Below are 22,455 nucleotides of genomic sequence, written 5' to 3' on the forward strand. Positions count from 1 at the left end.
GGCAGTGCCCAGGACGACGGACGGAGACGGGACGCCCGTTCCGCAGCGGCTGCTGGCCGCCGCCACCCGGCTCTTCGCCGAGCAGGGATACGACCGCACCTCCGTGCAGGAGATCGTCGAGGCCGCAGGCGTCACCAAGGGGGCGCTCTACCACTACTTCGGCTCCAAGGACGACCTCCTGCACGAGGTGTACGCGCGCGTGCTGCGCATCCAGCAGGAGCGGCTGGACCACTTCGCCGGCATGGACGCGCCGGTCGAGGAACGGCTCAGAGCCGCCGCGGCGGACGTGGTCGTCACGACGATCGACAACCTCGACGACGCGATGATCTTCTTCCGGTCCATGCACCACCTCAGCCCGGAGAAGAACAAGCAGGTCCGCGCCGAGCGCCGGCGCTACCACGAACGCTTCCGCGCGCTGATCGAGGAGGGCCAGAAGGCGGGCGTCTTCTCCACGGCGACCCCGGCCGACCTGGTCGTGGACTACCACTTCGGCTCCGTGCACCACCTGTCCACCTGGTACCGCCCGGACGGCCCGCTCACCGGGCAGCAGGTCGCCGACCACCTCGCGGATCTGCTGCTGCGGGCGCTGCGGCCGTAACCGCGCGGGACGCGTGCAAGGGGCGGTCGACCACGGCGACCGCCCCTCGCACATGCCCACTTACCGGTACTTCTTCAGCTCCCGCCGCGCCAGCGACCGCTGGTGCACCTCGTCCGGGCCGTCGGCCAGCATCAGGGTGCGGGCGCTCGCGTACAGCTCGGCCAGCGGGAAGTCCTGGCTCACCCCGCCCGCGCCGTGCAGCTGGATCGCGCGGTCCAGGATGCCGACCACCGCGCGCGGCGTGGCGATCTTGATGGCCTGGATCTCGGTGTGCGCGCCCTTGTTGCCGACGGTGTCCATCAGCCAGGCCGTCTTCAGCACCAGCAGCCGCAGCTGCTCCACCGTCACCCGGGCGTCGGCGATCCAGTTCTGGACCACGCCCTGCTGGGCCAGCGCCTTGCCGAACGCGGTACGGGACACGGCCCGCCGGCACATCAGCTCGATCGCGCGCTCGGCCATGCCGATCAGCCGCATGCAGTGGTGGATCCGGCCGGGGCCGAGCCGGGCCTGGGCGATGGCGAAGCCGCCGCCCTCCTCGCCGATGAGGTTCGACACCGGCACGCGCGCGTGGTCGAAGATCACCTCTGCGTGGCCGCCGTGCGAGTGGTCCTCGTAACCGAAGACCTGCATGGCGCGCTGGACGGTGACGCCCGGGGTGTCGCGCGGGACCAGGACCATGGACTGCTGGCGGCGGATGTCGGCGCCGTCCGGGTCCGTCTTGCCCATCACGATGAAGATCTTGCAGTCCGGGTTCATCGCGCCGGAGATGTACCACTTGCGGCCGGTGATGACGTACTCGTCGCCGTCCCGTTCGATGCGAGTGGTGATGTTGGTGGCGTCCGACGAGGCCACCTCCGGCTCGGTCATCGCGAACGCCGAGCGGATCTCACCGGCCAGCAGCGGCTGAAGCCACTGCTTCTTCTGCTGCTCGTTGCCGAACTGCGCCAGCACCTCCATGTTCCCGGTGTCGGGCGCGGCGCAGTTGGTCGCGGTGGGCGCGAGGTGCGGGGAGCGGCCGGTGATCTCGGCGAGCGGCGCGTACTGCAGGTTGGTGAGTCCCGCGCCGTACTCGGCGTCGGGCAGGAAGAGGTTCCACAGGCCCTGCCTGCGGGCCTCGGCCTTCAGCTCCTCGACCACCGCCGGGGTGTCCCACGGGGAGGCGAGCGCGGCCCGCTGCTCCTCGGCGATGGCTTCGGCCGGGTGGACGTACTCGTCCATGAAGGCGAGCAGCTTGGCGCGCAGCTCCTCGGTGCGTGCGTCGAACGCGAAGTCCATGTCCGGATCAGCCTTCCTGAAGAGTCGTCAGTCCGTGGTCGATGAAGACGGGTACGAGGTCGCCGATCCGGTCGAAGCCGCGCCCGACCGTCTGGCCGAGTGTGTACCGGTAGTGGATGCCCTCCAGGATCACGGCGAGCTTGAACCAGGCGAACGCCGTGTACCAGGAGACGCCGGAGACGTCGCGTCCCGAGCGCTCGGCGTACCGCTCGATCAGCTCCCGCGGGGACGGGTGTCCCGGGGCCTCGGCCGTGGTGGAGACCGGGGATTCGGCCATGCCCAGCGGCTGGCTGTACATCACCAGCAGGCCCAGGTCGGTGAGCGGGTCGCCGAGCGTGGACATCTCCCAGTCGAGGATCGCCTTGATCGTGTCGTCGTCACCGATCAGGACGTTGTCGAGCCGGTAGTCGCCGTGGACGACGGCCGGGGCGGGGGAGACGGGCAGGGAGCGGCCCAGGGCCGCGTGCAGCTCGTCGATGCCGGCCAGTTCGCGGTTGCGGGAGGCGTCCAGCTGTTTGCCCCAGCGGCGCAGCTGCCGGTCCAGGAAGCCCTCGGGGCGGCCGAAGTCCTGAAGGCCCACCGCGGCGGGGTCGACCGCGTGCAGGTCGACCAGCGTGTCCACCAGGGACAGCACCGCGTTCCGGGTGCGCTCGGCGCCCAGCGGGGCGAGCTGCTGGGCCGTGCGGTACGGGGTGCCGTCGACGAACTCCATGACGTAGAACGGCGCCCCGAGCACCGCGTCGGCCTCGGGGCTCTCGCACAGCAGCACCGGGCGCGGGACCGGCACCTGGGTCGGGTGCAGGGCGCTGATCACGCGGTGCTCGCGCTTCATGTCGTGCGCGGTGGCCAGGACGTGGCCGAGCGGGGGCCGGCGTACGACCCACTTCGAGGTGCCGTCGGAGAGCGCGTAGGTGAGGTTCGACCGTCCGCCCTCGATCAGCCGGCCGGTGAGGGGGCCGGTCACCAGACCGGGGCGCTCGCGGTCGAGGTGGGCGCGCAGCCGGTCCAGGTCGAGTCCGGGCGGGTGGTCGGCGCTCATGCATCACTCCTACGAACGGATGAACAGGACTCGACTCATGATGCCGACCGGTCGGTATGCCGTCCAGTGCGCGGAGCGATCAGGTGGCCAAACGTGACCGGAGCCACGATAGGCCGACGGCACCCCGGCGCGCTGCCCGGAGGGTCGTCGGCCCTGCTTCCCGTGCGGTCAGTGGTCGTCCCAGTGGCCCTCGTGCTCGGCGTGCCGGTGGCCGCCGTGCAGATAGTCGACGTGGTCGCCGTGTGGCACCTGGGCGTGTCCGCACTCGTCGTAGTGCACGTGCTCGTGGCCCTCGTGGACGGTGTGCCCGGCCGGCTCGCACGGGTCCCAGTGGCCCTCGCGCTCGCGGTCCAGATGCCCGTCGTGCGCGTAGTCCAGGTGGTCGCCGTGCGGCACGGCGTTGTGCCCGCAGCCCGGACCGTGGCGGTGCGCGCCGCGTTCGGTGTGTTCGTGGTGAAGGTCGGTCATGGTGCTCACCTTCGTACCGCTTGCGTGATGTCCGAGTACCCCGGAGGGTCGAGGACATGAAGGGCATCAGCTACCGCCACTACGGCGGACCGGAGGTGCTGGAGTACGGCGACGTGCGCGACCCCAAGCTCGGCCCCGACCAGGTCCTGGTCAAGGTCCGTGCCGCCGCCGTCAACCCGGTCGACTGGAAGTGCCGCGAGGGGTATCTCGACGCGGTCCTGGACGCCGTCTTCCCGGTGATCCCCGGCTGGGACGTCAGCGGGGTGGTCGTGCAGCCCGGGGCCTCGGTCACGGAGTTCGCCGTCGGCGACGAGGTCATCGGCTACTGCCGCGAGGACTTCCTCTCCCGCGGCACCTTCGCCGAGTACATCGCCGCGCCCGTGCGCACCCTGGCCCGCAAGCCGCGCAACCTGTCCTTCGAGGAGGCCGCCGGCCTTCCGCTCGCCGGGCTCACCGCCTACCAGGTGCTCGTGAAGGCACTGGAGGTGGGGCGCGGCGAGACCGTCCTGGTGCACGCGGCGGCCGGCGGGGTCGGCTCCCTCGCCGTCCAGATCGCCCGCCACCTCGGCGCCCGGGTCATCGGTACGGCGAGCGAGCGCAACCACGACTTTGTGCGCGGCCTCGGCGGCGAGCCGGTGACCTACGGCGAAGGCCTGGCCGGACGGGTGCGCGCGCTCGTCCCGGAGGGCGTGGACGCGGTCTTCGACACCGTCGGCGGCGACACCCTGAGGACCTCGGCCGACCTGCTCGCGCCGGAAGGCCGGCTGGCGTCGATCGCCGACCCCGAGGTGGTCGGCCACGGCGGCCGCTACTGCTTCGTCCGCCCGGACGCCGAGGACCTGGGCACGCTCGCCCGGCTGGCCGAGCAGGGCGTCGTCTCCGTGCACGTCCAGGAGACGTTCCCGCTGGAGCGGGCGGCGGACGCGCACCGGCTGAACCAGCAGGGCCGCACCCGCGGGAAGATCGTGGTCACCGTGGACTGGCAGGAGGAAGAGGGCACCGTGTGGACCAGGGGCGAGGAACGCACCCTGTACAGCGCCAGCCAGGAGGGCACTATCTAGAGACCAGCCAGGAGGCCAGTCTCCGGACCAGCCAGGAGGGCACTCCCTAGACGACCAGCGCGGCCGCGCACACCGCCAGGGCCACCGCGCACAGCGCCGCCGTCGTCGCGTGCCGGGGAGCGAGCGCCGGCGGGCGGTGACCGGTCGCGAGCTTCCGGATCCGGCGGTGGGCCACCGCCAGAAAGCCCAGGAAGAGCGCGCAGCACAGACTGCAGACGGTCACTGAGGTGACCGAGGCACCACCGTGCAGCGCGGTCTTGACGGCGAGTACGGCGGCCACGGCGGCCGAGAGGGTCGTACGCCGCCAGGCCAGCCGGGTCCGCTCCGGTTGCAGCCCCGGGTCGCGCCCGGCCGTGCTCACCCCGCCCATCCGGCCAGCACCACCACGACCATCGCCACCGCCACCACCGCCACGACCAGGCTCAGCAGCACCGGGAACCGGGACGCGGGCAGGTCCTCACCGCGCCGGATCGCCCGCTCGCAGCGCACCCAGTGGTTCACCGCGCGCAGGGAGCACAGCACCCCGGCGCCCAGCAGGGCGAGCGCGAGGCCGACCCGCCACGCCCAGCGCAGCTCCGGCAGGAACTGGTCAACCGCGAATCCGCCGCCGATCAGTGCGAGCGCCGTGCGCAGCCAGGCGAGAAAGGTGCGCTCGTTGGCCAGCGAGAACCGGTAGTCGGGCGTACCGCCCTCGTCCCGCACCTGCTCCGGCGCGAACCACAGCCGGATGTTCCGTACGAATTCGCTCACGCGGCCGACCCTACCGGGCGGTCACCGGCCCGCCCGGAACGCCCTCAGCCGCTCGTACGCCGCCAGCCCGTCCGGCACCCACTCCCACTCGCCGAGCCGCCGCTCGACCTCCTGATCGGGCAGGAAGTCATGCCACTGGACCTCCTCCGCCTGGGGCTGCACGGGCAGCTCGCAGCGCACCTCGTACACCGCCGACCACCAGCTGTTCCCGGCTCCGTCGTCGTACAGGAACTTGAAGAGATACCTCGGCCGGGGGAGCCCCGTCACGCCCAGCTCCTCCTCGGCCTCGCGCAGCGCGGCCTCGTCGTAGGACTCGCCCGCTCCGACCACGCCGCCGACGAACATGTCGTACAGCGCGGGGAAGACCAGCTTGGTGGCCGTGCGCCGGTGCACGAAGAGCCGGCCGGCCGCGTCCCGGGCCTGAATGAACACGCAGCGATGGCGCAGGCCGTTCGCGTACGCCTCGCCGCGCGGGCACTGGCCGATCACCTGGTCGTTCTCGTCGACGATGTCGAGGATCTCGTCTGCGGGGTTCATGGCCCCATCCAAGCAGGGGTGTGCTCAGCGCCGCTCCAGGTCCCGGGCCGAGGGCTCGGCCTCCGCCGCGCCGCACGGCATCGCCGGGTGCAGCCCGAGCAGCACGATGCCCGCGACCACCGCCGCGAGCCCGGACGCCTCCCAGGCCAGCGCCCCGGTGTCGGTGCGCAGCCGGTCGCCGAGGAAGCCGACGCCGCACAGGATCCCGGCGAGCGGTTCGGCCGCGGTGAGCGCCGGCAGCGACATGCGCAGCGGGGCCGTCTCGAAGGCGCTCTGCACCAGCAGCAGCCCGGTGGCCCCGCAGGCCAGCACGCCGTACGGCTGCCAGCCGGTGAACAGCTCGGTGAGGCCGCCCTCGGAGAAGCGAGTGCCGCTGACCCGGGTCAGCGCGTCCTGCACGCCGTACAGCAGCCCGGCGGCGGTGGCCAGCAGCACCGGGCCCCAGCTCAGCCGGGAGCGCTTGCCGTACGTCGTGAGCACCAGGGCCCCGCCCACCATCGCGCCGATGATCAGCCAGTGCCGCAGCGGATCGGCGATGGCATGGCCGGCCCGGGGCTCGCCGGCCAGGATGAACGCGCTCACCCCGCCCGCGAGCAGCAGCAGCCCCGCCCAGCCCTGGCGGCCCAGGGGCTGCCCGGTCTGGCACCGGGACAGGGCCAGCGCGAACAGCAGATTGGTCGCGAGCAGCGGTTCGACCAGGGAGATCTCGCCCTTGCCGAGGGCGACCGCGCCGAGCACCATGCCGGCCACCATCAGCCCGAGCCCGCCCAGCCAGCGCGGCACCCGCATCAGGTCGAGCAGCAGCCGGAAGGACAGGAAGTCGCTCAGCGGTGCCTTCTGCGCCGCGTTCTGCTGGAGCACGAAACCGAAGCCGATACAGCAGGCCGCACTCACGGCGAGAAGGAGAACCAGAACGGACACGCTGCGTACCTCGATCATCCGGCCGGACCACGGGTGCGTAGTGGCCGACTGTAGCGCCCCCGGGACGGCATTGACCCGCAAGTGCGCGGAACAGGGCAGTGGACCCGCCATGCTGCGGGTCCGGCCGGCCCGGCGCCATGGCGTACGCCACAGCCGGCCGTCGGGTACCCCGCCGGGACCCCGGACCACCTGCGCGGAGGTCCCCAAGTTCCCTGGGCGTCACGGTAGTTGAAGTCAATATCAGCCCCGTTCCGCTTGACGCAAACCTTGGCTGAGGGTTTGCTGTGCGTGATCGGTCGATGGCAGCCCGAGAAACAGGAAGTCCCGCGGTGCCCCCTCTCCCACCCCTGCTCGGCGCTCGCCGGGCCCTGACGGACCCGTCCGGCGGCACCACGCCGGACGGCTCCGGCGCGGACGGCGGCTCCGACGGCGGCCCGGGCGGGGGCTTCGACGATGCCTTCGACGACGCCTTCGACGACGCCGAACTGCGCTCCGCACGCGCCGCGTTGACGCAGGGCCGGCGGCAGGCCGCCCGCTCCCTGCTGCGGCACACCGGCGACGACTGGGACCGCCGCGGCCACCGCCTCACCGTGCTCGCCCGCGAACCGTACGCCGTGGCCTGGGCCCGCGACTGGCTGCACGCCGAACCCGGCTCCGCCGACGCCGCCGCGCTGTACGCCCTCGCCCTGGTCCGGCGCGCCCTGCGCGGCAAGGAGCACCCGGACCGGGCCCGCGAGGCCTGCGCCACCGCCGCCGCGCTCGCCCCCGCCGACCCCACCCCCTGGCTCGGCTCACTGCTGCTGGCCCGCACCCTCGGCCCCGAGCGCGAGGTGTTCGGCGCCTTCGCCGAGCTGCGCCGCCGCCATCCCGAGCACCACCACGCCCACCATCTGCTCCTCGCCCGCCTGGCCGAACGGCCCTCCGGCGGCCGGGCGGCCGAGGACCACGAGGTGTACGACCTCGCCGAGCTGGCCGCCGCCGAAGCCCCCGCGGACTCCCCGCTCGCCCTCCTGCCGGTCGTCGCCTACGCCGAGCGTTACCGGGTCCTCGCCGCCACCGGTCTCGCCCCGGCCGACCCCGCCGCCTGCGGGCACTGGTCCGGCCCCCGGGCCCGCCGCATCCTGCGCGCCTGCTTCGACTGGTGGCTGGAGTGGGAGCACGACGAACACCCCCGGCGCCACATCGACCTCAACCACCTCGCCTTCGCCCTGTCCTGCGCCGGCCGCCCGGCCGAGGCGGCGGCCCTGTTCCAGCGCATCGGCCGGTACGCCACCCGGGCGCCCTGGGCCTACGCCCACCGCGACGCGCACGCGGCCTTCCGGTCGGCCCGCGCCCGCGCGCTCGGGCACTGAACGACACAGCTCTGCGGCACGTACGTAAGAGCGGCACGTACGTAAGAAGTGATTACGGAAGTCTGACCCCTGACCCCCTTCCCTGGCTCCGCACAGCCCCGAGTGCTCGAATGAGAACGTGAACCCTGAACGATCCGAGGAGCCCGAAGGCCGTCCCGTAGGCCGTCGCATCTTCCTCGGCACCCTCGGCCTGGGCGCGCTCGGCGTCGTCGCCGCGCCCACGCTGCAACGCGGCCTGGAGGGCTTCCTCGGCACCGTCGCCGGCAAGGACCCGACGGGCCTGACCGGCCTGCTGCCCAACGGCGGCGGCTTCCGCTACTACTCGGTCGCCGCGTCCGTGCCGCACCTGAACGCCACCGACTACCACCTGAAGATCGGTGGACTGGTCGACCGCCCGCGCACCTACACGCTCGCCGAGCTGCGGGCCCTGCCGCAGACCCGGCTGGTCAAGGACGTCCAGTGCGTCACCGGCTGGCGGGTCCCCGGCACGCCCTTCGAGGGCGTACCCCTCGCCCACCTCCTGGACGCGGCCGGAGTCGGCCCCGGCGCGAAGGCGATCCGCTTCACCTGCTTCGACGGCACCTACACCGAGAGCCTCACCCTCGCCCAGGCCCGCCGCCCGGACGTCCTGGTCGCCCTGCGCATGCAGGACAAGGACATCTCCCACGACCACGGCGGTCCGGTCCGCCTCTATGTCGCCCCGATGTACTTCTACAAGTCGGCCAAGTGGCTCTCCGGGATCACGGTCACCGACCGGGTCGAGCCCGGCTACTGGGAGAAGCTCGGCTACGACGTCGACGCCTGGGTCGGCCGCTCGAACGGACGCACCGATGAGCCTACGAGCTGACACCCCGGCCCCGCCCGGCGCCCGTGTCCGCCGCTTCAGCCGGGCCGAACGCTGGGTGCACCGCGCCACGGCCGCGCTGATGGGCGTCTGCGTGCTGACGGCGGCCGTCCTCTACATCCCCCAGCTGGCGGTCATGGTCGGCCGCCGGGAACTGGTCGTCCGGATCCACGAGTGCGCGGGCGTGGCCCTCCCGGTGCCGGTCCTGCTGGGCCTCGCCTCCCGCGCCTTCCGCGCCGACCTGCGCTTCCTCAACCGCTTCGGCCCGCACGACCGGCTCTGGCTGCGCGCCGCGCTCGTCCGTGACAAGCGCCACTCCTCGCGCCCGGCGGGCAAGTTCAACGCGGGCCAGAAGATCTACGCCGCCTGGATCGCCGGCGCCACCCTGGTCATGCTCGGCACCGGCCTGCTGATGTGGTTCACCCACCTCGCCCCGCTGATGTGGCGCACCTCGGCCACCTTCGTCCACGACTGGCTCGCCCTGACCATCGGCGTGGTCCTGGCCGGCCACATCGGCATGGCCCTGGGCGACCCGGAGGCGCGACGGGGCCTGCGCACGGGGACGGTGAGCAGCGAGTGGGCGAAGCGGGAACACCCTTTGTGGCGGCCGTAACTCTGTTGCCGTCGGCTCAAGTCGGCCGCTCCTGAGATCCGCCGCTGTTCTTTTCCCGCCGCAGCGGCGCTCAGCCACAGCGGCGCAGTCCGGCGGTGCCGAACCCACCGCACCCCGGCCTCAGAACTCCAGCAGCACCTTGCAGGACCGGCTCCGGTCGGCAGCCAGCTCGAACCCGGCGGCAGCCTCCCGCACCGGAACCACCGCACTGACCAGCCCGTCGAACTCGCCCCGCGCGGCGAGCAGTTCCAGCGCGTCGTCGAACCCGGCGTCGAACCGGAACGCCCCCCGCAGCTCGATCTCCCGGCTCACCAGCAGGTTCCCGGCGAACGGTGACGGTCCCGGCGGCAGCATCCCGAGCTGGACGACCACACCACCCCGCCGTACCCGTCGCAGACACGCGTCCAGCCCGGCCGCGACCCCCGACGCCTCGACGGCCACGTCCACCTCCTCGGGCCACCCGGCATCCCCCGGATCGTCGGCCCGTACCAGCGTGTCGGCGCCGGCCACGGCCGCGTACGCCAGAGCCTGAGGAAGCAGGTCGGTCACGGTCACCCGGGCCGCGCCGGCCGCCTTCGCCGCCGCGACGACCAGGCAGCCGATCGGCCCCGCCCCGGTGACCAGCACCCGCGCGCCGGACACGTCTCCGGCCCGCCGCACCGCGTGCAGCGCGACCGACAGCGGCTCGGCGAGGGCGGCCCGCCGCAGCCCGAGCCCGTCCGGCAGCGCCCGCACCTGCCCGGCCGGCACCGCGATCCGCTCGGCGAAGGCGCCCTGGACATGCGGAAAGCGGGCCGCGCTGCCCAGATACCGGGTGTCCCGGCACACGTTCGCCCGCCCGTCGGCGCACTCCGGGCAGCGCCCGCACGGGGTGGCGGGGTGCACGGCGACGGCCGTACCCGGCGCGGGACCCGTGGCCCCGGGACCGTACGACACCACCGTGCCCACCACCTCGTGCCCGAGCACCATCGGCTCCCGGAGCCGGAAGTCCCCGACCCCGCCGTGCCGCCAGTAGTGCAGATCGGAGCCGCACACCCCGCCGTACCGGACGGCCACCAGGGCCTGGCCGGGCCCGGGTTCGGGCACCGGCAGCTCCGCCACCCGCAGGTCGCCCGCGCCGTGGATCACACAACCCAGCATCGCCGCAGCCCCTTTCACAGGACGCTCGTCATGCCGCCGTCGACGTACAGGATCTGCCCGCCCATGAAGTCGGAAGCCGGCGAGGCGAGGAAGAGCAACGCGCCCACCAGGTCCTCGGTACGGCCCCAGCGGCCGGCCGGGGTGCGCCGGCGGACCCAGGCGCTGAACTCCTCGTCCTCCACCAGCGGCCGGGTCAGCTCGGTCTCGATGTAGCCGGGCCCGATGCCGTTGACCTGGACGCCGCATGGTCCCCAGTCGGCGCACATGCCCTTGGTGAGCATCTTCAGCGCGCCCTTGGCCGCCGCGTACGGCGCGATGCCGGGCCGTACGACCTCGCTCTGCAGCGAGCAGATGTTGACGATCTTGCCGTGGCCGCGTTCCGTCATCCGCCGGGCGGCCTCGCGGCCGACGAGGAACGCGCTGGTGAGGTTGGTGTCCAGGATCCGGTGCCAGTCGGCGTCGGTGAACTCCAGCAGGGGAGCGCGCAGTTGGACGCCCGCGTTGTTGACGAGGATGTCGAGCGGGCCCACCCGCTCCTCGACGCCGGCGATCCCGGCGGCCACCGAGGCGCCGTCGGTCACGTCGAACACGGCCGTGTGCGTGACACCGGGCAACTGCGCAGAAGCTTTGGCCAGGCGGTCCGGGTCGCGCCCGTTGAGGACCACCGTGCAGCCGGCCTCGGCCAGGCCCCGGGCCAGCGCGAGGCCGATGCCCCGGCTGGACCCGGTGACCAGGGCGGTGCGGCCGCCGATGTCGAAGAGCGGGTGACTCATCGCCGTACCCCTAGACGACCAGTGAAAGGAGCAGGACCAGGCCGCCGGCGACCACCGAGAGGATCGTCTCCATGATCGACCAGGTCTTCACGGTCTGCCCGACGCTCAGCCCGAAGTACTCCTTCACCAGCCAGAAGCCGGCGTCGTTGACGAAGCTGAAGAAGAGCGAGCCGGCGCCGATGGCCAGGACCAGCAGGGCGGTGTGGGTGGTCGACGTGCCGGCCGCGAGCGGCGCGACCAGGCCGGCCGCGGAGACCGTAGCCACCGTCGCCGAGCCGGTCGCCAGCCGGATCACCACCGCGATCAGCCAGGCCAGCAGCACCGCCGGGATCGACCAGTGCTTGGAGATGTCCAGGATCATCTGACCCACGCCGGAGTCGATCAGTGTCTGCTTGAAACCACCGCCGGCGCCGACGATCAACAGGATGCCGGCGATGGGCATCAGGCCCTTGTCCACGGTCTGCTGCAGGCGCTCCTTGCTGAACCCGGCGGGCCGGCCCAGCGTGAAGAAGCCGACGATCACGGCGGCGAGCAGGGCGATCATCGGGGAGCCGATGATGTCGAAGACGCGCTGGGTCGTGTTCGCCGGGTCGTCGACGACGATGTCCACCAGCGCCTTGGCCAGCATCAGCACCACCGGCAGCAGCACGGTGGAGAGCGTCGCGCCGAATCCGGGGCGGCGCTCAAGCTCCTCCGAGGGGCGCTGCGGCAGCATCCGGTCGGGGGCCTGGACGTCCACCCAGCGGGCCGCGACCTTCGAGAACAGGGGGCCCGCGACGATCACTGACGGTATGGCGACCAGGATGCCGAACGCCAGGGTCACGCCCAGGTTGGCGTGGAGCGCGTCGATCGCGACCAGCGGGCCGGGGTGCGGCGGGATCAGGCCGTGCATCACGGACAGACCGGCGAGCGCCGGGATGCCGATGCGCATCAGGGAGTAGTGGCCGCGCTTGGCGACCATGAGCACGACCGGGATCAGCAGCACGATGCCGACCTCGAAGAACAGCGGCAGACCGATCACGGAGGCGATGAGCACCATCGCCCAGGGCATCGCACGCCCGCCGGCCTTGGCGAGGATCGTGTCGACGATCTGGTCGGCGCCACCGGAGTCGGCGAGGAGCTTGCCCAGGATCGCCCCGAGCGCGATCAGGACGCCCACGCCGGCCACCGTGGTGCCGAGCCCGGTGGTGAAGCTGGTCATGGCCTTGTCGAGCGGCGCTCCGGCGACCGCCCCGAGCGTCAGTGACCCGATGGTCAGCGCCAGGAAGGCATGGAGCTTGAACTTGGTGATGAGCAGGACGATCACGGCGATGCCCACCAGGACGGCGATGCCCAGCTGGGCGTGTCCGGCGGAGGTGATCGGCGGAGGTGCGTCCGCTGCCAGCATCTCGACGCTGAGTCTGGTCACGGGGGTTCCCTTGCGATACGGGGGACGGGGGTGAGTGTTACGCGGTGGTGTCGGGAAGCGCCTCGAGTGCCTTCACGGCACGCTCGGTGATCTCCTGGGGGCTGCCGCTGACGTCCACGGCGACTCCCGCCTCGTCCGGCTCCAGGGGCTGCAGCGTGGCGAACTGGGAGTCCAGCAGCGCGGTCGGCATGAAGTGCCCCTGGCGCTGCGTCATCCGGTCCTCGATCAGCTTCCGGTCACCGGTGAGGTGCACGAACACCACGCCGGGAGCGGCGGCCCGAAGCCGGTCGCGGTAGGCCCGCTTCAGCGCCGAGCTGCTGACCACCCCGCCCAGTCCGGCCCGCCCGTGCGCCCAGTGACCGATGGCGTCCAGCCAGGGCCACCGGTCGGTGTCGTCGAGCGGGATCCCGGCCGACATCTTGTCGATGTTGGCCTGCGGGTGGAAGTCGTCGCCCTCGGCGTACGGGACGCCCAGCCGCGCGGCGAGCAGGGGACCGATCGTGGTCTTGCCCGTCCCCGCGACGCCCATCACGACGACGACCTGGGGGGTTCGCATCACTGCCTCGCTGTCTTCCTCGACATCCGACGCCACGGCGGCGTCGCCACACTGAAACCCATTAGGTACGACGAATTCAAGAGTCTGTGACATATAAGTCTGACTTTTTCCGTCGGTGATCCACGCCGTACGCTGAGTGCATGACCACACCGGGCCGGGGGCTGCACGGCCATGTACTGGACACCCTCGGCCCCGCGATCACCGCGGGCGAGTACCCGCCGGGCAGCGTGCTGCGCACCGACGAGCTGGCCCAGCACTTCGAGGTGTCACGCTCCGTGATGCGGGAAGCGGTCCGGGTGCTCGAATCCATGCACCTGGTCGAGTCCCGCCGCAGAGTGGGCGTGACGGTCCGCCCCAAGTCCGAGTGGAACGTCTACGACCCACAGGTCATCCGCTGGCGCCTGGCCGGCGCCGACCGCCCGCACCAGCTGCGCTCGCTCACCGTGCTGCGCTCCGCGGTCGAACCGGTCGCGGCCGGCCTCGCCGCCCGGCACGCCACGGCACAGCAGTGCGCCGAACTCACCGAGTGCGCGCTCGGCATGGTCGCCAACTCACGCGGCCACCGGCTGGAGGCGTACCTGGTCCACGACGTGGCCTTCCACCGCGTCATCCTCACCGCCTCCGGCAACGAGATGTTCGCCCGGCTCGGCGACGTCGTCGCGGAGGTCCTGGCCGGCCGCACCCACCACGAGGTCATGTTCGAGGACCCCGACCCGGCGGCGGTCACCCTGCACGTGCAGGTGGCGGAGGCGGTCCGCGAGGGCGACGCGACCCGCGCCGAGGAACTGACCCGGCAGATCACCGTGGGCGCCCTGCAGGAACTGGACATCCTGGCGCCCTAGCCCGAGCTGTTCGCTATTCCAGGAAGTCTCCGTCCACGTACGCCCAGGCCCCGTCGACCCGCTCGAACCGACTCCGCTCGTGCAGCGAGCCGCCCCGGTAGGAGGCGCGGAAGGTCACCGTGCCCGTGCTGTGGAAGGCGGACCCGTCGGTGGTGTCCAGGATCTCCAGCCCCGTCCACCGCATCCCCGGGTCGAGCTCCAGCCGCGCGGGCCGGGTCCGCGGATGCCAGGTGCGCAGCAGGTACCCCGCGTCCCCCTTCACGAACGCGCTGTACCGGGACCGCATCAGCAGCTCGGCGGTCGGCGCGCTCGCGGATCCCGCGTGGAAACGGCCGCAGCAGGCGTCGTAGGGCTGGGGGAGTCCACAGGGGCAGGCAGGCGAGGTCATGGGCGACATTCTGCCTGTACCGGGGGAGGCGTCCGAGCCGGGCCGGGTGCACAGTGGAAGGGCGACGCAGTCCTGGGAGGCGGACGATGACCCGACCCGTGACCAGCCGGCCTCCGGCCGTCAAGGAGTGGCGGCTGAACCTGTACCTGTCCGAGCACGACCCGGACACCACCGCCCGGATCGTCCTGGACACCGGCGACAACGTCCTGGAGAGCCACGCGGAGGCCCGCCGCAACCCGTACGACCCCGATGTACCGGAGATAGGCGACGAACTCGCGGCCGGCCGTGCCCTGATCGCCATGGGCCGCATCCTGCTGCGCGCCGCCGACGGGGAGATGAAGGCGGTGGGAGCGGCCGACACGGAGGAGGACCTGTCACCCCTGTGGCTGGACCGGGAATGACCTTGGCCGGGTATGACGCCGGGCGGGAGTGATCCTGGCCGGGTATGACGCCCTTCACCTGCCCTTGCGCAGGAACCGCCGCAGCCGCGTCAGCGGCCAGGTGTTGATCACGTCGTCCCGGGTGAGCCAGCCACGCTGCGCGGTGCCGACGCCGTAGCGCAGCTGCGCGAGGTGCGGTACGGAGTGCGCGTCGGTGTTCACGGCGAATTTCACCCCGTGCTCCCGGGCGCGCAGGATGTCCTCGTCGCACAGGTCGAGCCGGTCCGGCTGGGCGTTGACCTCCAGCGCGGTGCCGGTGCGCGCGCAGGCCGCGAACACCTCGTCCCAGTCGGCGTCGACCCCCGCCCGCTTGCCGATCAGCCGGGTCGTCGGGTGCCCGATGATGTTGACGTACGGGTTCTCGCAGGCCCGCACCAGCCGCCGGGTCATGGCCCCGCGGCCCAGGTCGAAGTGCGAGTGCAGCGAGGCCACGCACAGGTCGAAGCCCGCCAGGAAATCCTGCGGCCAGTCCACCCCGCCGTCCGGGTCGATGTTGAGCTCCGTGCCGTGCAGCAGCCGCATCCGGTGGTGGCTGCCGTCCAGCTCCCGCACCCGCTCCCGCTGGGCGAGGATCTTCTCGTCGGTCATGCGCTGCATGTACAGGTTGGGCGCGTGGTCGGTGACCGCGTAGTACGCGTACCCGCGTTGCGCGGCGACCTCCACCATCTCCTCCAGTGGGGCCAGGCCGTCGGTGAGATCGGTGTGGGTGTGCAGGTCGCCCCGGATGTTCTTCTCGGTCACCACCTCGGGCAGCTCGCCCTGCAGTGCCGCCTCGATCTCCCCGCGGTCCTCCCGCAGCGTCGGTGTGATCCACGGCAGCCCGAGCCGGGCGTACACCTCCTCCTCGGTGCGGGAGGCCAGCGAGTCCCCGCTCTCGGCGTCGAACAGGCCGTACTCGGACAGCTTCAGCCCCTGGTGCACGGCGATGGTGCGGGTACGGATGTTGTGCGCCTTGGAACCGGTGAAGTACTGCATCCCCGCGCCCCAGGACTCCGGCGGCAGCACCCGCAGATCGACCTGGAGCCCCTTGCCCGTGCGGACCGACGTCTTCTTCGCCCCCCGCGCGATCACCTCCGCGGTGGCCGGCAGCTCGCACAGCGCCGCCATGAACGCATCCGACCGCTTCGCCGCGACCAGGACGTCCAGATCCCCGACGGTCTCCCGCATCCGGCGCAGCGAGCCGGCGTACGCGCAGCGCTTGCACCCGGTCACCTCCGACAGCTCCGCGACGATCTCCTCGGCGGTGTCCAGAGCCAGCGACAGCGGCACCCGGGCGCCCGCCTGCTGCAGCAGTTCGATGCCGTGCCGGATGTTGTCCTGCGTCTTCTCGCCGAAGCCCTTCAGATCGGCCAGCGCGTCCGCCTCGATCGCCGCGGCCAGCTCGTTCACCGAGGAGATGTGCAGGTCCTCGTAGAGCCGCAGCGCCTTCTTCGGGCCCAGGGTGGGGATCGTGATCAGCTCCCGCACCCCGGCGGGGATCTTCGCCCGGCGCTCCTCGACCACCGCCATCTTCCCCGTGCGCAGGTACTCGGCCACCTTGTCGGCGATCGACTTCCCCACGTTCGGGATCTCCTTCAGGCCCGCCGCGTCGAGCTTGGAGATGTCGGCCGGATACCCGCCGATGGCACGCGCCGCCTTCTCGTAGGCGCGCGCCTTGAAGGCGTCGCCTCCCGTGATCGCGATGAGGTCCGCGTACTCCCGCAGGAGCGCCTCGACCTCGTCATTGGGCCGGGCCACCCTTCAAGTCTAGGGAACCGGGTCTAGGAAGACTCCCCGAGCACCGGCAGCGGCGGCAGCTTCGCCCCGTACACCCACTCCTCGAACAGCCCGGCCGGCGGCTCCTCGGCGAACCGGGCCACGTGCTCGGTGAACGCCTCCGTCGTCACCGACCCGTTCCGGTGCAGCCGCACCCAGCCGCACAGCATGCGGAAGAACGCGTCGTCGCCCAGGGCGCAGCGCACCGCGTGCAGGGTCAGGCCGCCCCGCTCGTAGAGCCGGTCGTCGAACATCGCCCTGCGGCCGGGATCGGCCAGCCTGAGGTCCTGCGGCAGCGTGGCCAGCAACCGGTGTGCGGCGGCGGCCAGTTGCTGGGCACTGCGGCCGCCGGAGCGCTCGGACCACAGCCATTCCGCGTACTTGGCGAAGCCCTCGTTCAGCCAGATGTGCCGCCAGTCGGCGATGGTCACGCAGTTGCCGAACCACTGGTGCGCCAGCTCGTGCGCCACCAGCCGCTCCGAACCCCGGGCGCCGTCCACGTGGTTGGCGCCGAACAGCGACAACCCCTGTGCCTCGACCGGCACATCGAGCTCCTCCTCGGTCACCGCGACCGCGTACTCCTCGAACGGGTACGGCCCGAACAGCTCCTGGAACAACTCCATCATCGCCGGCTGCCGCGCGAAGTCCCGGGAGAACTCGGGCAGGAGACGGGCCGGGATGTGCGCGTGCTGCGGCACGCCGCCCGGTCCGGGATCGCCCAGCAGCACCGTCTGGAACCTGCCGATCGCCAGGCCGACGAGATAGCTGGACGTGGGCGCGGACTGCTCGAACACCCAGGTCGTCGTCGAGGCCTTCGTCGTACGGGTCAGCAGGCGGCCGCCCGTGACCACCGCGTACGCCGACGGCGTGGTGACCGAGATCTGGTAGGACGCCTTGTCGGCGGGCCGGTCGTTGCACGGGTACCAGGACGGCGCCCCGACCGGCTGGCTCGCCACCAGCGCCCCGTCGGCCAGCTCCTCCCAGCCCAGCCCGCCCCACGGGCTGGCCACCGGCCTGGGGTTGCCGGACCAGTGGACCTCCACCGTGAACGCGGCACCGGCCCGGACCGGCTTGGCCGGGCGGATCCGCAGCCGGCCGCCGCGGTGCGTGAAGTGCGGCTGCCGCCCGTCCACCCGCACCCGGCCGATCCTGAAGTCGGCCAGGTTGAGCTGGAATTCGGTGAGCGCCGCCGGTCCCGCTATGGCGTTGATCCGGGCCGTGCCGGACAGCCGGTTCGGGCCGGGGCGGTAGTCCAGCGCGAGTTCGTAGCGGTGCACCCGGTAGCGGGCATCACCGTTGTCCGGGAAGTACGGGTCCCGGCCGGCCGACTGCTGAACTGCCACTGCTGTGTCCGCTCCCTGCGCTGTGCCACCACTGGGTGCCGGGGCCGCACCCGGGTGGCCCGCGCTCAGGAACGCCATGCCTCGATCGGATTGCCGAGCCAGCGGGTGTCGTCCGGGACGGACTCCGCGGCCATGACGAGCGACGCGGGACCCAGGGTCGTACGGGCCCCGACCGTGCTGCCGGGCAGCACGATCCCGCCAGGGCCCAGCGTGGCGCCCTCACGGAGGACCACAGTATCCGTCCGCAAGATCCGGTCGTGGAAGAGGTGGGTCTGCAGCACACAGCCACGATTGACGGTCGCCCCGTCCTGAAGGGTCACCAGGTCCGCCTCCGGCAGCCAGTAGCTCTCCACCCACACGCCCCGGCCGATGCGCGCCCCGAGCCCGCGCAGCCACGCCGTCAGCACCGGCGTCCCCGGCACGGCCCCGGCCAGCCACGGCACCGCCAGCACCTCGACGAAGGTGTCCGCCAGCTCGTTCCGCCACACGAAGGAACTCCACAGCGGATGCTCCCCGGCCCGGTGCCGTCCCACCAGCAGCCACTTCGCCACGACGGAGACGACCGCCGCGACCACACCCGCCGCCAGCAGCACCGCACCCGACAGGGCCCAGGCCCACGGACCCAGCGCGCACAGCGCCGCCACCGTCGCCGCGGCCAGCGCCGCCGAGCACAGCACCGGCACGATCCGGCACAGCTCCACCAGCCCGCGCGCCCACAGCAGCCGCGTGGGCGGCTCGAACGTACGGCTCTGATCCCCGCCGGCCGCACTGCGCGGCAGCTTCACCGGCGGCAGCCCCAGATAGGAGGTGCCCTTCTTCGCCTTCTTCGGCGTCGCCGACAGCACGCCGACCAGACCGCCGTCCGGCACGCTCCGGCCCGGCGCGGTCATCCCGGAGTTCCCGAGGAACGCCCGCCGCCCGATCTCCGCGCGCCCGATCCGCACCCAACCGCCGCCCAGCTCGTACGGCGCGGTCAGCGTGTCGTCCGCCAGGAACGCCCCGTCGCCGACCGTGGTCAGGCTCGGCAGCGCCAGCACCGTCGACACCTCGGCACGACGCCCGATCCGCATCCCCAGCAGCCGTAGCCACACCGGCGTCACCAACCCCGCGTACAGCGGGAACAGCGTCTCGCGCGAGCGGTCCATCAGCTGCGTCACGGTCCACGCCTGCCAGCCGACCCGGCTGTGCGTCGGATGCGTGCCCTCGCGCAGCCCCAGGCTGAGCAGCCGTACGGCGACCAGGATCAGCAGCGCGTACGCCAGCCCGTAGGCGAGCGTGGCCGGGACCAGCGCGAGCGCGGCCTCGCGCAGGGCCCGGGGCAGCGAGCTTCCCGGCGCCACGAAGACACGGGCGACCAGCAGTGCCGCCACGCCCGCGAGCAGCGGCAGGGCGCCGAGTGCGATGCCCGCCACGCCGTACATCACCCGCCAGTACGTGCCCCGCTGCGGCCGCTCCTTCGGCCAGTTGCGCTTGGCCTTGCCGAGCTTGACCGCGGGCGCGCCCGCCCAGCGCTGGCCGGTCGGGATCTGCCCGCCGACCGCCGAGCCGGGCGCCACCTCGGCACGCTTGCCGACGCGCGCTCCGGGGAACAGCATGCTGCGGGTGCCGACCGTGGCATGCGCACCGACCTTGACCGGGCCGATCTCGAGACGGTCCCCGTCCAGCCAGTGCCCGGACAGGTCCACCTCGGACTCCACGGCAGCGCCCCGGCCCAGCTTGAGCATGCCGGTGACCGGCGGCAGCGAGTGCAGGTCCACCTCGGGACCGACCTTCGCCCCCAGCGCACGGGCGTACCGCTCCAGCCAGGACCCGGTCAGCGCGGTGGCCCCGCTGAACTCGGCCAGCCGCTCGGCCGTCCACAGCCGCAGGTGCACGCTCCCGCCGCGCGGATACCGCCCGGGCGCCACGCCCCGCAGCAGCAGCCGCGCCCCGCCCGCGGCGAGCGCGATCCGGCCGGGCGGGGTGAAGAACAGCAGTGCCCCGGCCGCGACCGCCCACCAGGGAGCGGTCGGCAGCCAGGAGTAGCCGGGCAGCAGGTTCCCCGCGGCGGCCAGGACCACCGTCCAGCGCAGTCCGAGCAGGGTCACCAGCGGAAGCAGCAGCAGGAGCTGGGCCGCCCGGGCACGCACCGGAACCGGCGCGATCGTGCGGACCCTGCCGTCGTCCTGCGCCGAGGCCTCCAGCCGCCGGGCCAGCTTGCGCAGGACGGGCTGCTGGTAGATGTCGAGGACGGCGGCGCTCGGGTAGCGGGTGCGCAGCCGGGTGGTGAGCTGGGCGGCGGCCAGCGAGCCACCGCCGATCGCGAAGAAGTCGTCCGACGCGCTGGTCACCGGGATGCCCAGCACCTCGGCCCACTGCTCGGCGAGCCAGGCCTCGGTGCCGTGGAGCTGCTCCTTGACGGGCGTCTGGAGCCCCTCCAGGGGCCAGGGCAGCGCGTTCCGGTCCACCTTCCCGGACGTCCGGGTCGGCAGCTCGGCGACCGGTGCGAGCAGCGGCACCAGCGCGGCGGGCAGCTCGGCGCGCAGCTTCTCGACAGCGGCCGTCTGGTCCCAGCCGTCCTGGGTGACCACGTACCCGACCAGGAGCTGATTGCCGCTGCGGGCCGTGCGCACGGCGGCCGCCGCCCCGGCGACCCCGGGCAGCGCTTGCAGCGCGGCATCCACCTCACCGAGCTCGATCCGCCGCCCGCCGAGCTTGATCTGCTCGTCGGCCCGGCCCAGGAAGACCAGCCCCTCGGGGTCGGCCCGGACCAGGTCACCGCTGCGATAGGCCCGGTCCCAGCCCAGCGAGTGCAGGGGCGCGTACTTCTCGGCGTCCTTCTCGGGATCGAGATACCGCGCGAGCCCCACTCCGCCGATCACGAGCTGCCCGCTGCCGCCCATGGGCACCGGCTCGCCCGCCTCGTCGACGACGGCGAGCTCCCAGCCGCTGAGCGGCAGGCCGATCCTGACGGGCTCCTCACCGGTGAGCAGCGCCGCACAGGCCACGACGGTCGCCTCGGTCGGCCCGTAGGTGTTCCACACCTCGCGCCCCTCGGTGACCAGCCGCTGCGCCAGCTCGGGCGGACAGGCCTCACCGCCGAAGATCAGCAGTCGTACGTCGCCCAGCGTCTCCGGCTCCCACAGCGCGGCGAGCGTGGGCACGGTCGAGACCACGGTGATCTCCTGCTCGACCAGCCAGGGCCCCAGATCGGCACCGCTTCTGACCTGCGACCGGGGCACGGGCACCAGACAGGCGCCGTGCCGCCAGGCCAGCCACATCTCCTCACAGGACGCGTCGAAGGCGACGGAGAGCCCGGCCATGACCCGGTCGCCGGGCCCGATCGGCTCCTCCGCGAGGAACAGGGCGGCCTCGGCGTCCACGAACGCGGCGGCGCTGCGGTGTGTGACGGCGACGCCCTTGGGCTTCCCGGTGGACCCGGAGGTGAAGATGATCCACGCGTCGTGCTCGATGCCGGGCCGTGCGGCGGGAGAGCCGGAGGTGCCCATGACATCGCCGGGGCCGGCGCCCTGGACGCCGATGGTGTGCCCGGCCCCGATCACGGCTCGCACCCCGGCCTCCCCGAACACCAACCGCGCCCGCTCGTCCGGGTCCTCGGCGTCGACGGGCACATAGGCGGCACCGACGGCGAGTACGGCGAGGATCGCGACGTAGAGCTCGTTGGTCCCCGAGGGGACCCGCACCCCGACCCGGTCCCCGAGCCCGATCCCCGCACCGGCGAGCCGCCGCCGCAGCCGCTCCACCTCGCCGGCCAGCGCACGGTAGGTGAGGCACGTCGTACCGTCGTCCAGCGCGGGCTCGTCCGGGTGGGACCGCACGGTCGCGTCGAGGACGTCGACCAGCGTGCGCGGCGGCGCGGCGGGCCCCGCGGAGAAGCGGGCCCGGTCGCCGAACTGCGTGCGGATCTCTTCGTCGAGCAGGCCGAGAGCGCTGCTCTCGTCTATGGCTGCCATCGGGTCCTCACGTCGGGTCCGGCTCGGTAACAATGAGTAACAAGCCGGATATATTAGTACGACGTTAGGCGCCGACTCCTTCCCACGGCCGCCCGGGCAGGGCCGTCCGGGTGACGTGGTGGCCCGGTTCGCAGCCGCTGACCTGCTGACCTTCGCGCCGGACGAGACATGCCTCACACACCGTCAAGGAGCGGACATACCGGGGCGGTTGGGGTTGGGGTGTCGGGGGCGCGGCACACGTCGCGGCACAAGCAGAGGGCCCCTGACGAACAGGGGCCCTCACTGACTGGTGTCCGAGGGGGGACTTGAACCCCCACGCCCGATAAAGGGCACTAGCACCTCAAGCTAGCGCGTCTGCCATTCCGCCACCCGGACAAGGTGTCTGTCGTGCTCGGGACT

22 protein-coding genes and 1 tRNA gene are annotated in these 22,455 nt (G+C 72.5%); 7 read left to right on the forward strand and 16 right to left on the reverse strand.

Annotated elements, in window-relative coordinates:
* Window positions 1-4 precede the first annotated feature (4 nt).
* A complete protein-coding gene (locus ACWC2T_RS05630) occupies window positions 5-598 on the forward strand; it encodes a TetR/AcrR family transcriptional regulator (RefSeq protein ID WP_351804102.1) in 594 nt (197 codons plus the stop codon).
* Between the two features lie 60 nt (window positions 599-658).
* On the opposite strand, the gene ACWC2T_RS05635 is transcribed toward ACWC2T_RS05630, so the two are convergent.
* From ACWC2T_RS05635 to ACWC2T_RS05645, 3 genes are all read right to left on the reverse strand, one after another.
* Window positions 659-1,873 carry an acyl-CoA dehydrogenase family protein gene (locus ACWC2T_RS05635; RefSeq protein ID WP_450669176.1) on the reverse strand — a complete coding sequence of 405 codons (1,215 nt, stop codon included), beginning with the start codon at window positions 1,871-1,873 and terminating at the stop codon, window positions 659-661.
* A gap of 7 nt (window positions 1,874-1,880) precedes the next feature.
* Window positions 1,881-2,912 carry a phosphotransferase family protein gene (locus ACWC2T_RS05640; protein WP_450669177.1) on the reverse strand — a complete coding sequence of 344 codons (1,032 nt, stop codon included), beginning with the start codon at window positions 2,910-2,912 and terminating at the stop codon, window positions 1,881-1,883.
* A 168-nt stretch (window positions 2,913-3,080) separates the two neighbouring features.
* Window positions 3,081-3,380, reverse strand: coding sequence for a hypothetical protein (locus ACWC2T_RS05645; protein ID WP_450669178.1), 300 nt, complete (start codon window positions 3,378-3,380; stop codon window positions 3,081-3,083).
* 56 nt (window positions 3,381-3,436) lie between these two features.
* Between ACWC2T_RS05645 and ACWC2T_RS05650 the strand changes: the two genes are divergently transcribed.
* A complete protein-coding gene (locus ACWC2T_RS05650; RefSeq protein ID WP_450669179.1) occupies window positions 3,437-4,441 on the forward strand; it encodes an NADP-dependent oxidoreductase in 1,005 nt (334 codons plus the stop codon).
* A gap of 46 nt (window positions 4,442-4,487) precedes the next feature.
* On the opposite strand, the gene ACWC2T_RS05655 is transcribed toward ACWC2T_RS05650, so the two are convergent.
* Genes ACWC2T_RS05655 through ACWC2T_RS05670 form a run of 4 tightly spaced genes read right to left on the reverse strand, consistent with a single transcriptional unit; the run spans window position 4,488 to window position 6,649 of the window.
* On the reverse strand, window positions 4,488-4,811 hold the full coding sequence (locus ACWC2T_RS05655) for a DUF202 domain-containing protein (protein WP_450669180.1): 324 nt from the start codon (window positions 4,809-4,811) through the stop codon (window positions 4,488-4,490).
* Window positions 4,799-5,191 carry a YidH family protein gene (locus ACWC2T_RS05660; protein WP_351206711.1) on the reverse strand — a complete coding sequence of 131 codons (393 nt, stop codon included), beginning with the start codon at window positions 5,189-5,191 and terminating at the stop codon, window positions 4,799-4,801. Before ACWC2T_RS05660 ends, ACWC2T_RS05655 begins: the two co-directional genes overlap by 13 nt.
* Window positions 5,192-5,212: 21 nt before the next feature.
* A complete protein-coding gene (locus ACWC2T_RS05665; RefSeq protein ID WP_450669181.1) occupies window positions 5,213-5,728 on the reverse strand; it encodes an NUDIX hydrolase in 516 nt (171 codons plus the stop codon).
* Window positions 5,729-5,752: 24 nt separating this feature from the next.
* Entirely contained in the window at window positions 5,753-6,649 is an 897-nt protein-coding gene (locus ACWC2T_RS05670) for a DMT family transporter (protein WP_450669182.1), read from the reverse strand.
* A 329-nt stretch (window positions 6,650-6,978) separates the two neighbouring features.
* On the opposite strand from ACWC2T_RS05670, the gene ACWC2T_RS05675 reads away from it, so the two are divergent.
* The 3 genes from ACWC2T_RS05675 to ACWC2T_RS05685 all read left to right on the forward strand — a co-directional run bounded on the left by ACWC2T_RS05675 (window position 6,979) and on the right by ACWC2T_RS05685 (window position 9,458).
* Entirely contained in the window at window positions 6,979-8,001 is a 1,023-nt protein-coding gene (locus tag ACWC2T_RS05675; RefSeq protein ID WP_450669183.1) for a hypothetical protein, read from the forward strand.
* A 118-nt stretch (window positions 8,002-8,119) separates the two neighbouring features.
* Window positions 8,120-8,848, forward strand: coding sequence for a molybdopterin-dependent oxidoreductase (locus ACWC2T_RS05680; protein WP_450669184.1), 729 nt, complete (start codon window positions 8,120-8,122; stop codon window positions 8,846-8,848).
* Window positions 8,832-9,458: a cytochrome b/b6 domain-containing protein gene (locus ACWC2T_RS05685; protein ID WP_450669185.1), complete on the forward strand. Its 627-nt coding sequence runs from the start codon at window positions 8,832-8,834 to the stop codon at window positions 9,456-9,458. Before ACWC2T_RS05680 ends, ACWC2T_RS05685 begins: the two co-directional genes overlap by 17 nt.
* A 120-nt stretch (window positions 9,459-9,578) precedes the next feature.
* On the opposite strand, the gene ACWC2T_RS05690 is transcribed toward ACWC2T_RS05685, so the two are convergent.
* Genes ACWC2T_RS05690 through ACWC2T_RS05705 form a run of 4 tightly spaced genes read right to left on the reverse strand, consistent with a single transcriptional unit; the run spans window position 9,579 to window position 13,335 of the window.
* Window positions 9,579-10,598 (reverse strand): L-idonate 5-dehydrogenase, encoded by a 1,020-nt coding sequence (locus ACWC2T_RS05690; protein ID WP_450669186.1) that lies wholly within the window; start codon window positions 10,596-10,598, stop codon window positions 9,579-9,581.
* A 14-nt stretch (window positions 10,599-10,612) separates the two neighbouring features.
* Window positions 10,613-11,371 (reverse strand): SDR family oxidoreductase, encoded by a 759-nt coding sequence (locus ACWC2T_RS05695; RefSeq protein ID WP_450669187.1) that lies wholly within the window; start codon window positions 11,369-11,371, stop codon window positions 10,613-10,615.
* Between the two features lie 10 nt (window positions 11,372-11,381).
* The gene (locus tag ACWC2T_RS05700; protein ID WP_450669188.1) at window positions 11,382-12,779 is read right to left on the reverse strand and encodes a GntT/GntP/DsdX family permease; all 1,398 of its coding nucleotides are present in this window, start codon (window positions 12,777-12,779) and stop codon (window positions 11,382-11,384) included.
* A gap of 37 nt (window positions 12,780-12,816) precedes the next feature.
* Entirely contained in the window at window positions 12,817-13,335 is a 519-nt protein-coding gene (locus tag ACWC2T_RS05705; protein WP_450669189.1) for a gluconokinase, read from the reverse strand.
* 140 nt (window positions 13,336-13,475) lie between these two features.
* Between ACWC2T_RS05705 and ACWC2T_RS05710 the strand changes: the two genes are divergently transcribed.
* The gene (locus ACWC2T_RS05710; protein WP_450669190.1) at window positions 13,476-14,177 is read left to right on the forward strand and encodes a FadR/GntR family transcriptional regulator; all 702 of its coding nucleotides are present in this window, start codon (window positions 13,476-13,478) and stop codon (window positions 14,175-14,177) included.
* Window positions 14,178-14,190: 13 nt separating this feature from the next.
* Here the strand turns inward: ACWC2T_RS05710 and ACWC2T_RS05715 are convergent, their stop codons facing one another.
* Window positions 14,191-14,565 carry a YchJ family protein gene (locus ACWC2T_RS05715; protein ID WP_450669191.1) on the reverse strand — a complete coding sequence of 125 codons (375 nt, stop codon included), beginning with the start codon at window positions 14,563-14,565 and terminating at the stop codon, window positions 14,191-14,193.
* Between the two features lie 86 nt (window positions 14,566-14,651).
* On the opposite strand from ACWC2T_RS05715, the gene ACWC2T_RS05720 reads away from it, so the two are divergent.
* Window positions 14,652-14,966 (forward strand): dsRBD fold-containing protein, encoded by a 315-nt coding sequence (locus tag ACWC2T_RS05720; protein WP_351206691.1) that lies wholly within the window; start codon window positions 14,652-14,654, stop codon window positions 14,964-14,966.
* A 54-nt stretch (window positions 14,967-15,020) separates the two neighbouring features.
* On the opposite strand, the gene polX is transcribed toward ACWC2T_RS05720, so the two are convergent.
* The 4 genes from polX to ACWC2T_RS05740 all read right to left on the reverse strand — a co-directional run bounded on the left by polX (window position 15,021) and on the right by ACWC2T_RS05740 (window position 22,431).
* A complete protein-coding gene (gene polX, locus ACWC2T_RS05725; RefSeq protein ID WP_450669192.1) occupies window positions 15,021-16,742 on the reverse strand; it encodes a DNA polymerase/3'-5' exonuclease PolX in 1,722 nt (573 codons plus the stop codon).
* Between the two features lie 23 nt (window positions 16,743-16,765).
* Window positions 16,766-18,103 (reverse strand): M1 family metallopeptidase, encoded by a 1,338-nt coding sequence (locus tag ACWC2T_RS05730; RefSeq protein WP_450669193.1) that lies wholly within the window; start codon window positions 18,101-18,103, stop codon window positions 16,766-16,768.
* 65 nt (window positions 18,104-18,168) lie between these two features.
* Window positions 18,169-22,056, reverse strand: coding sequence for a Pls/PosA family non-ribosomal peptide synthetase (locus ACWC2T_RS05735; RefSeq protein WP_450669194.1), 3,888 nt, complete (start codon window positions 22,054-22,056; stop codon window positions 18,169-18,171).
* 287 nt (window positions 22,057-22,343) lie between these two features.
* Window positions 22,344-22,431 (reverse strand) — tRNA-Leu (locus ACWC2T_RS05740).
* Window positions 22,432-22,455 lie beyond the last annotated feature (24 nt).

The sequence above is a fragment of the Streptomyces sp. NPDC001393 genome, from assembly GCF_053597455.1.

Bases quoted from the DNA above. Each gene is read 5' to 3' on its own strand.
- ACWC2T_RS05705 (WP_450669189.1), bottom strand. From the start codon at position 13,335: ATGCGAACCCCCCAGGTCGTCGTCGTGATGGGCGTCGCGGGGACGGGC.
- ACWC2T_RS05715 (WP_450669191.1), bottom strand. From the start codon at position 14,565: ATGACCTCGCCTGCCTGCCCCTGTGGACTCCCCCAGCCCTACGACGCC.
- ACWC2T_RS05690 (WP_450669186.1), bottom strand. From the start codon at position 10,598: ATGCTGGGTTGTGTGATCCACGGCGCGGGCGACCTGCGGGTGGCGGAG.
- ACWC2T_RS05650 (WP_450669179.1), top strand. From the start codon at position 3,437: ATGAAGGGCATCAGCTACCGCCACTACGGCGGACCGGAGGTGCTGGAG.
- ACWC2T_RS05695 (WP_450669187.1), bottom strand. From the start codon at position 11,371: ATGAGTCACCCGCTCTTCGACATCGGCGGCCGCACCGCCCTGGTCACC.
- ACWC2T_RS05655 (WP_450669180.1), bottom strand. From the start codon at position 4,811: ATGGGCGGGGTGAGCACGGCCGGGCGCGACCCGGGGCTGCAACCGGAG.
- ACWC2T_RS05735 (WP_450669194.1), bottom strand. From the start codon at position 22,056: ATGGCAGCCATAGACGAGAGCAGCGCTCTCGGCCTGCTCGACGAAGAG.
- ACWC2T_RS05640 (WP_450669177.1), bottom strand. From the start codon at position 2,912: ATGAGCGCCGACCACCCGCCCGGACTCGACCTGGACCGGCTGCGCGCC.
- ACWC2T_RS05635 (WP_450669176.1), bottom strand. From the start codon at position 1,873: ATGGACTTCGCGTTCGACGCACGCACCGAGGAGCTGCGCGCCAAGCTG.
- ACWC2T_RS05710 (WP_450669190.1), top strand. From the start codon at position 13,476: ATGACCACACCGGGCCGGGGGCTGCACGGCCATGTACTGGACACCCTC.
- ACWC2T_RS05665 (WP_450669181.1), bottom strand. From the start codon at position 5,728: ATGAACCCCGCAGACGAGATCCTCGACATCGTCGACGAGAACGACCAG.
- ACWC2T_RS05645 (WP_450669178.1), bottom strand. From the start codon at position 3,380: ATGACCGACCTTCACCACGAACACACCGAACGCGGCGCGCACCGCCAC.
- ACWC2T_RS05685 (WP_450669185.1), top strand. From the start codon at position 8,832: ATGAGCCTACGAGCTGACACCCCGGCCCCGCCCGGCGCCCGTGTCCGC.
- ACWC2T_RS05720 (WP_351206691.1), top strand. From the start codon at position 14,652: ATGACCCGACCCGTGACCAGCCGGCCTCCGGCCGTCAAGGAGTGGCGG.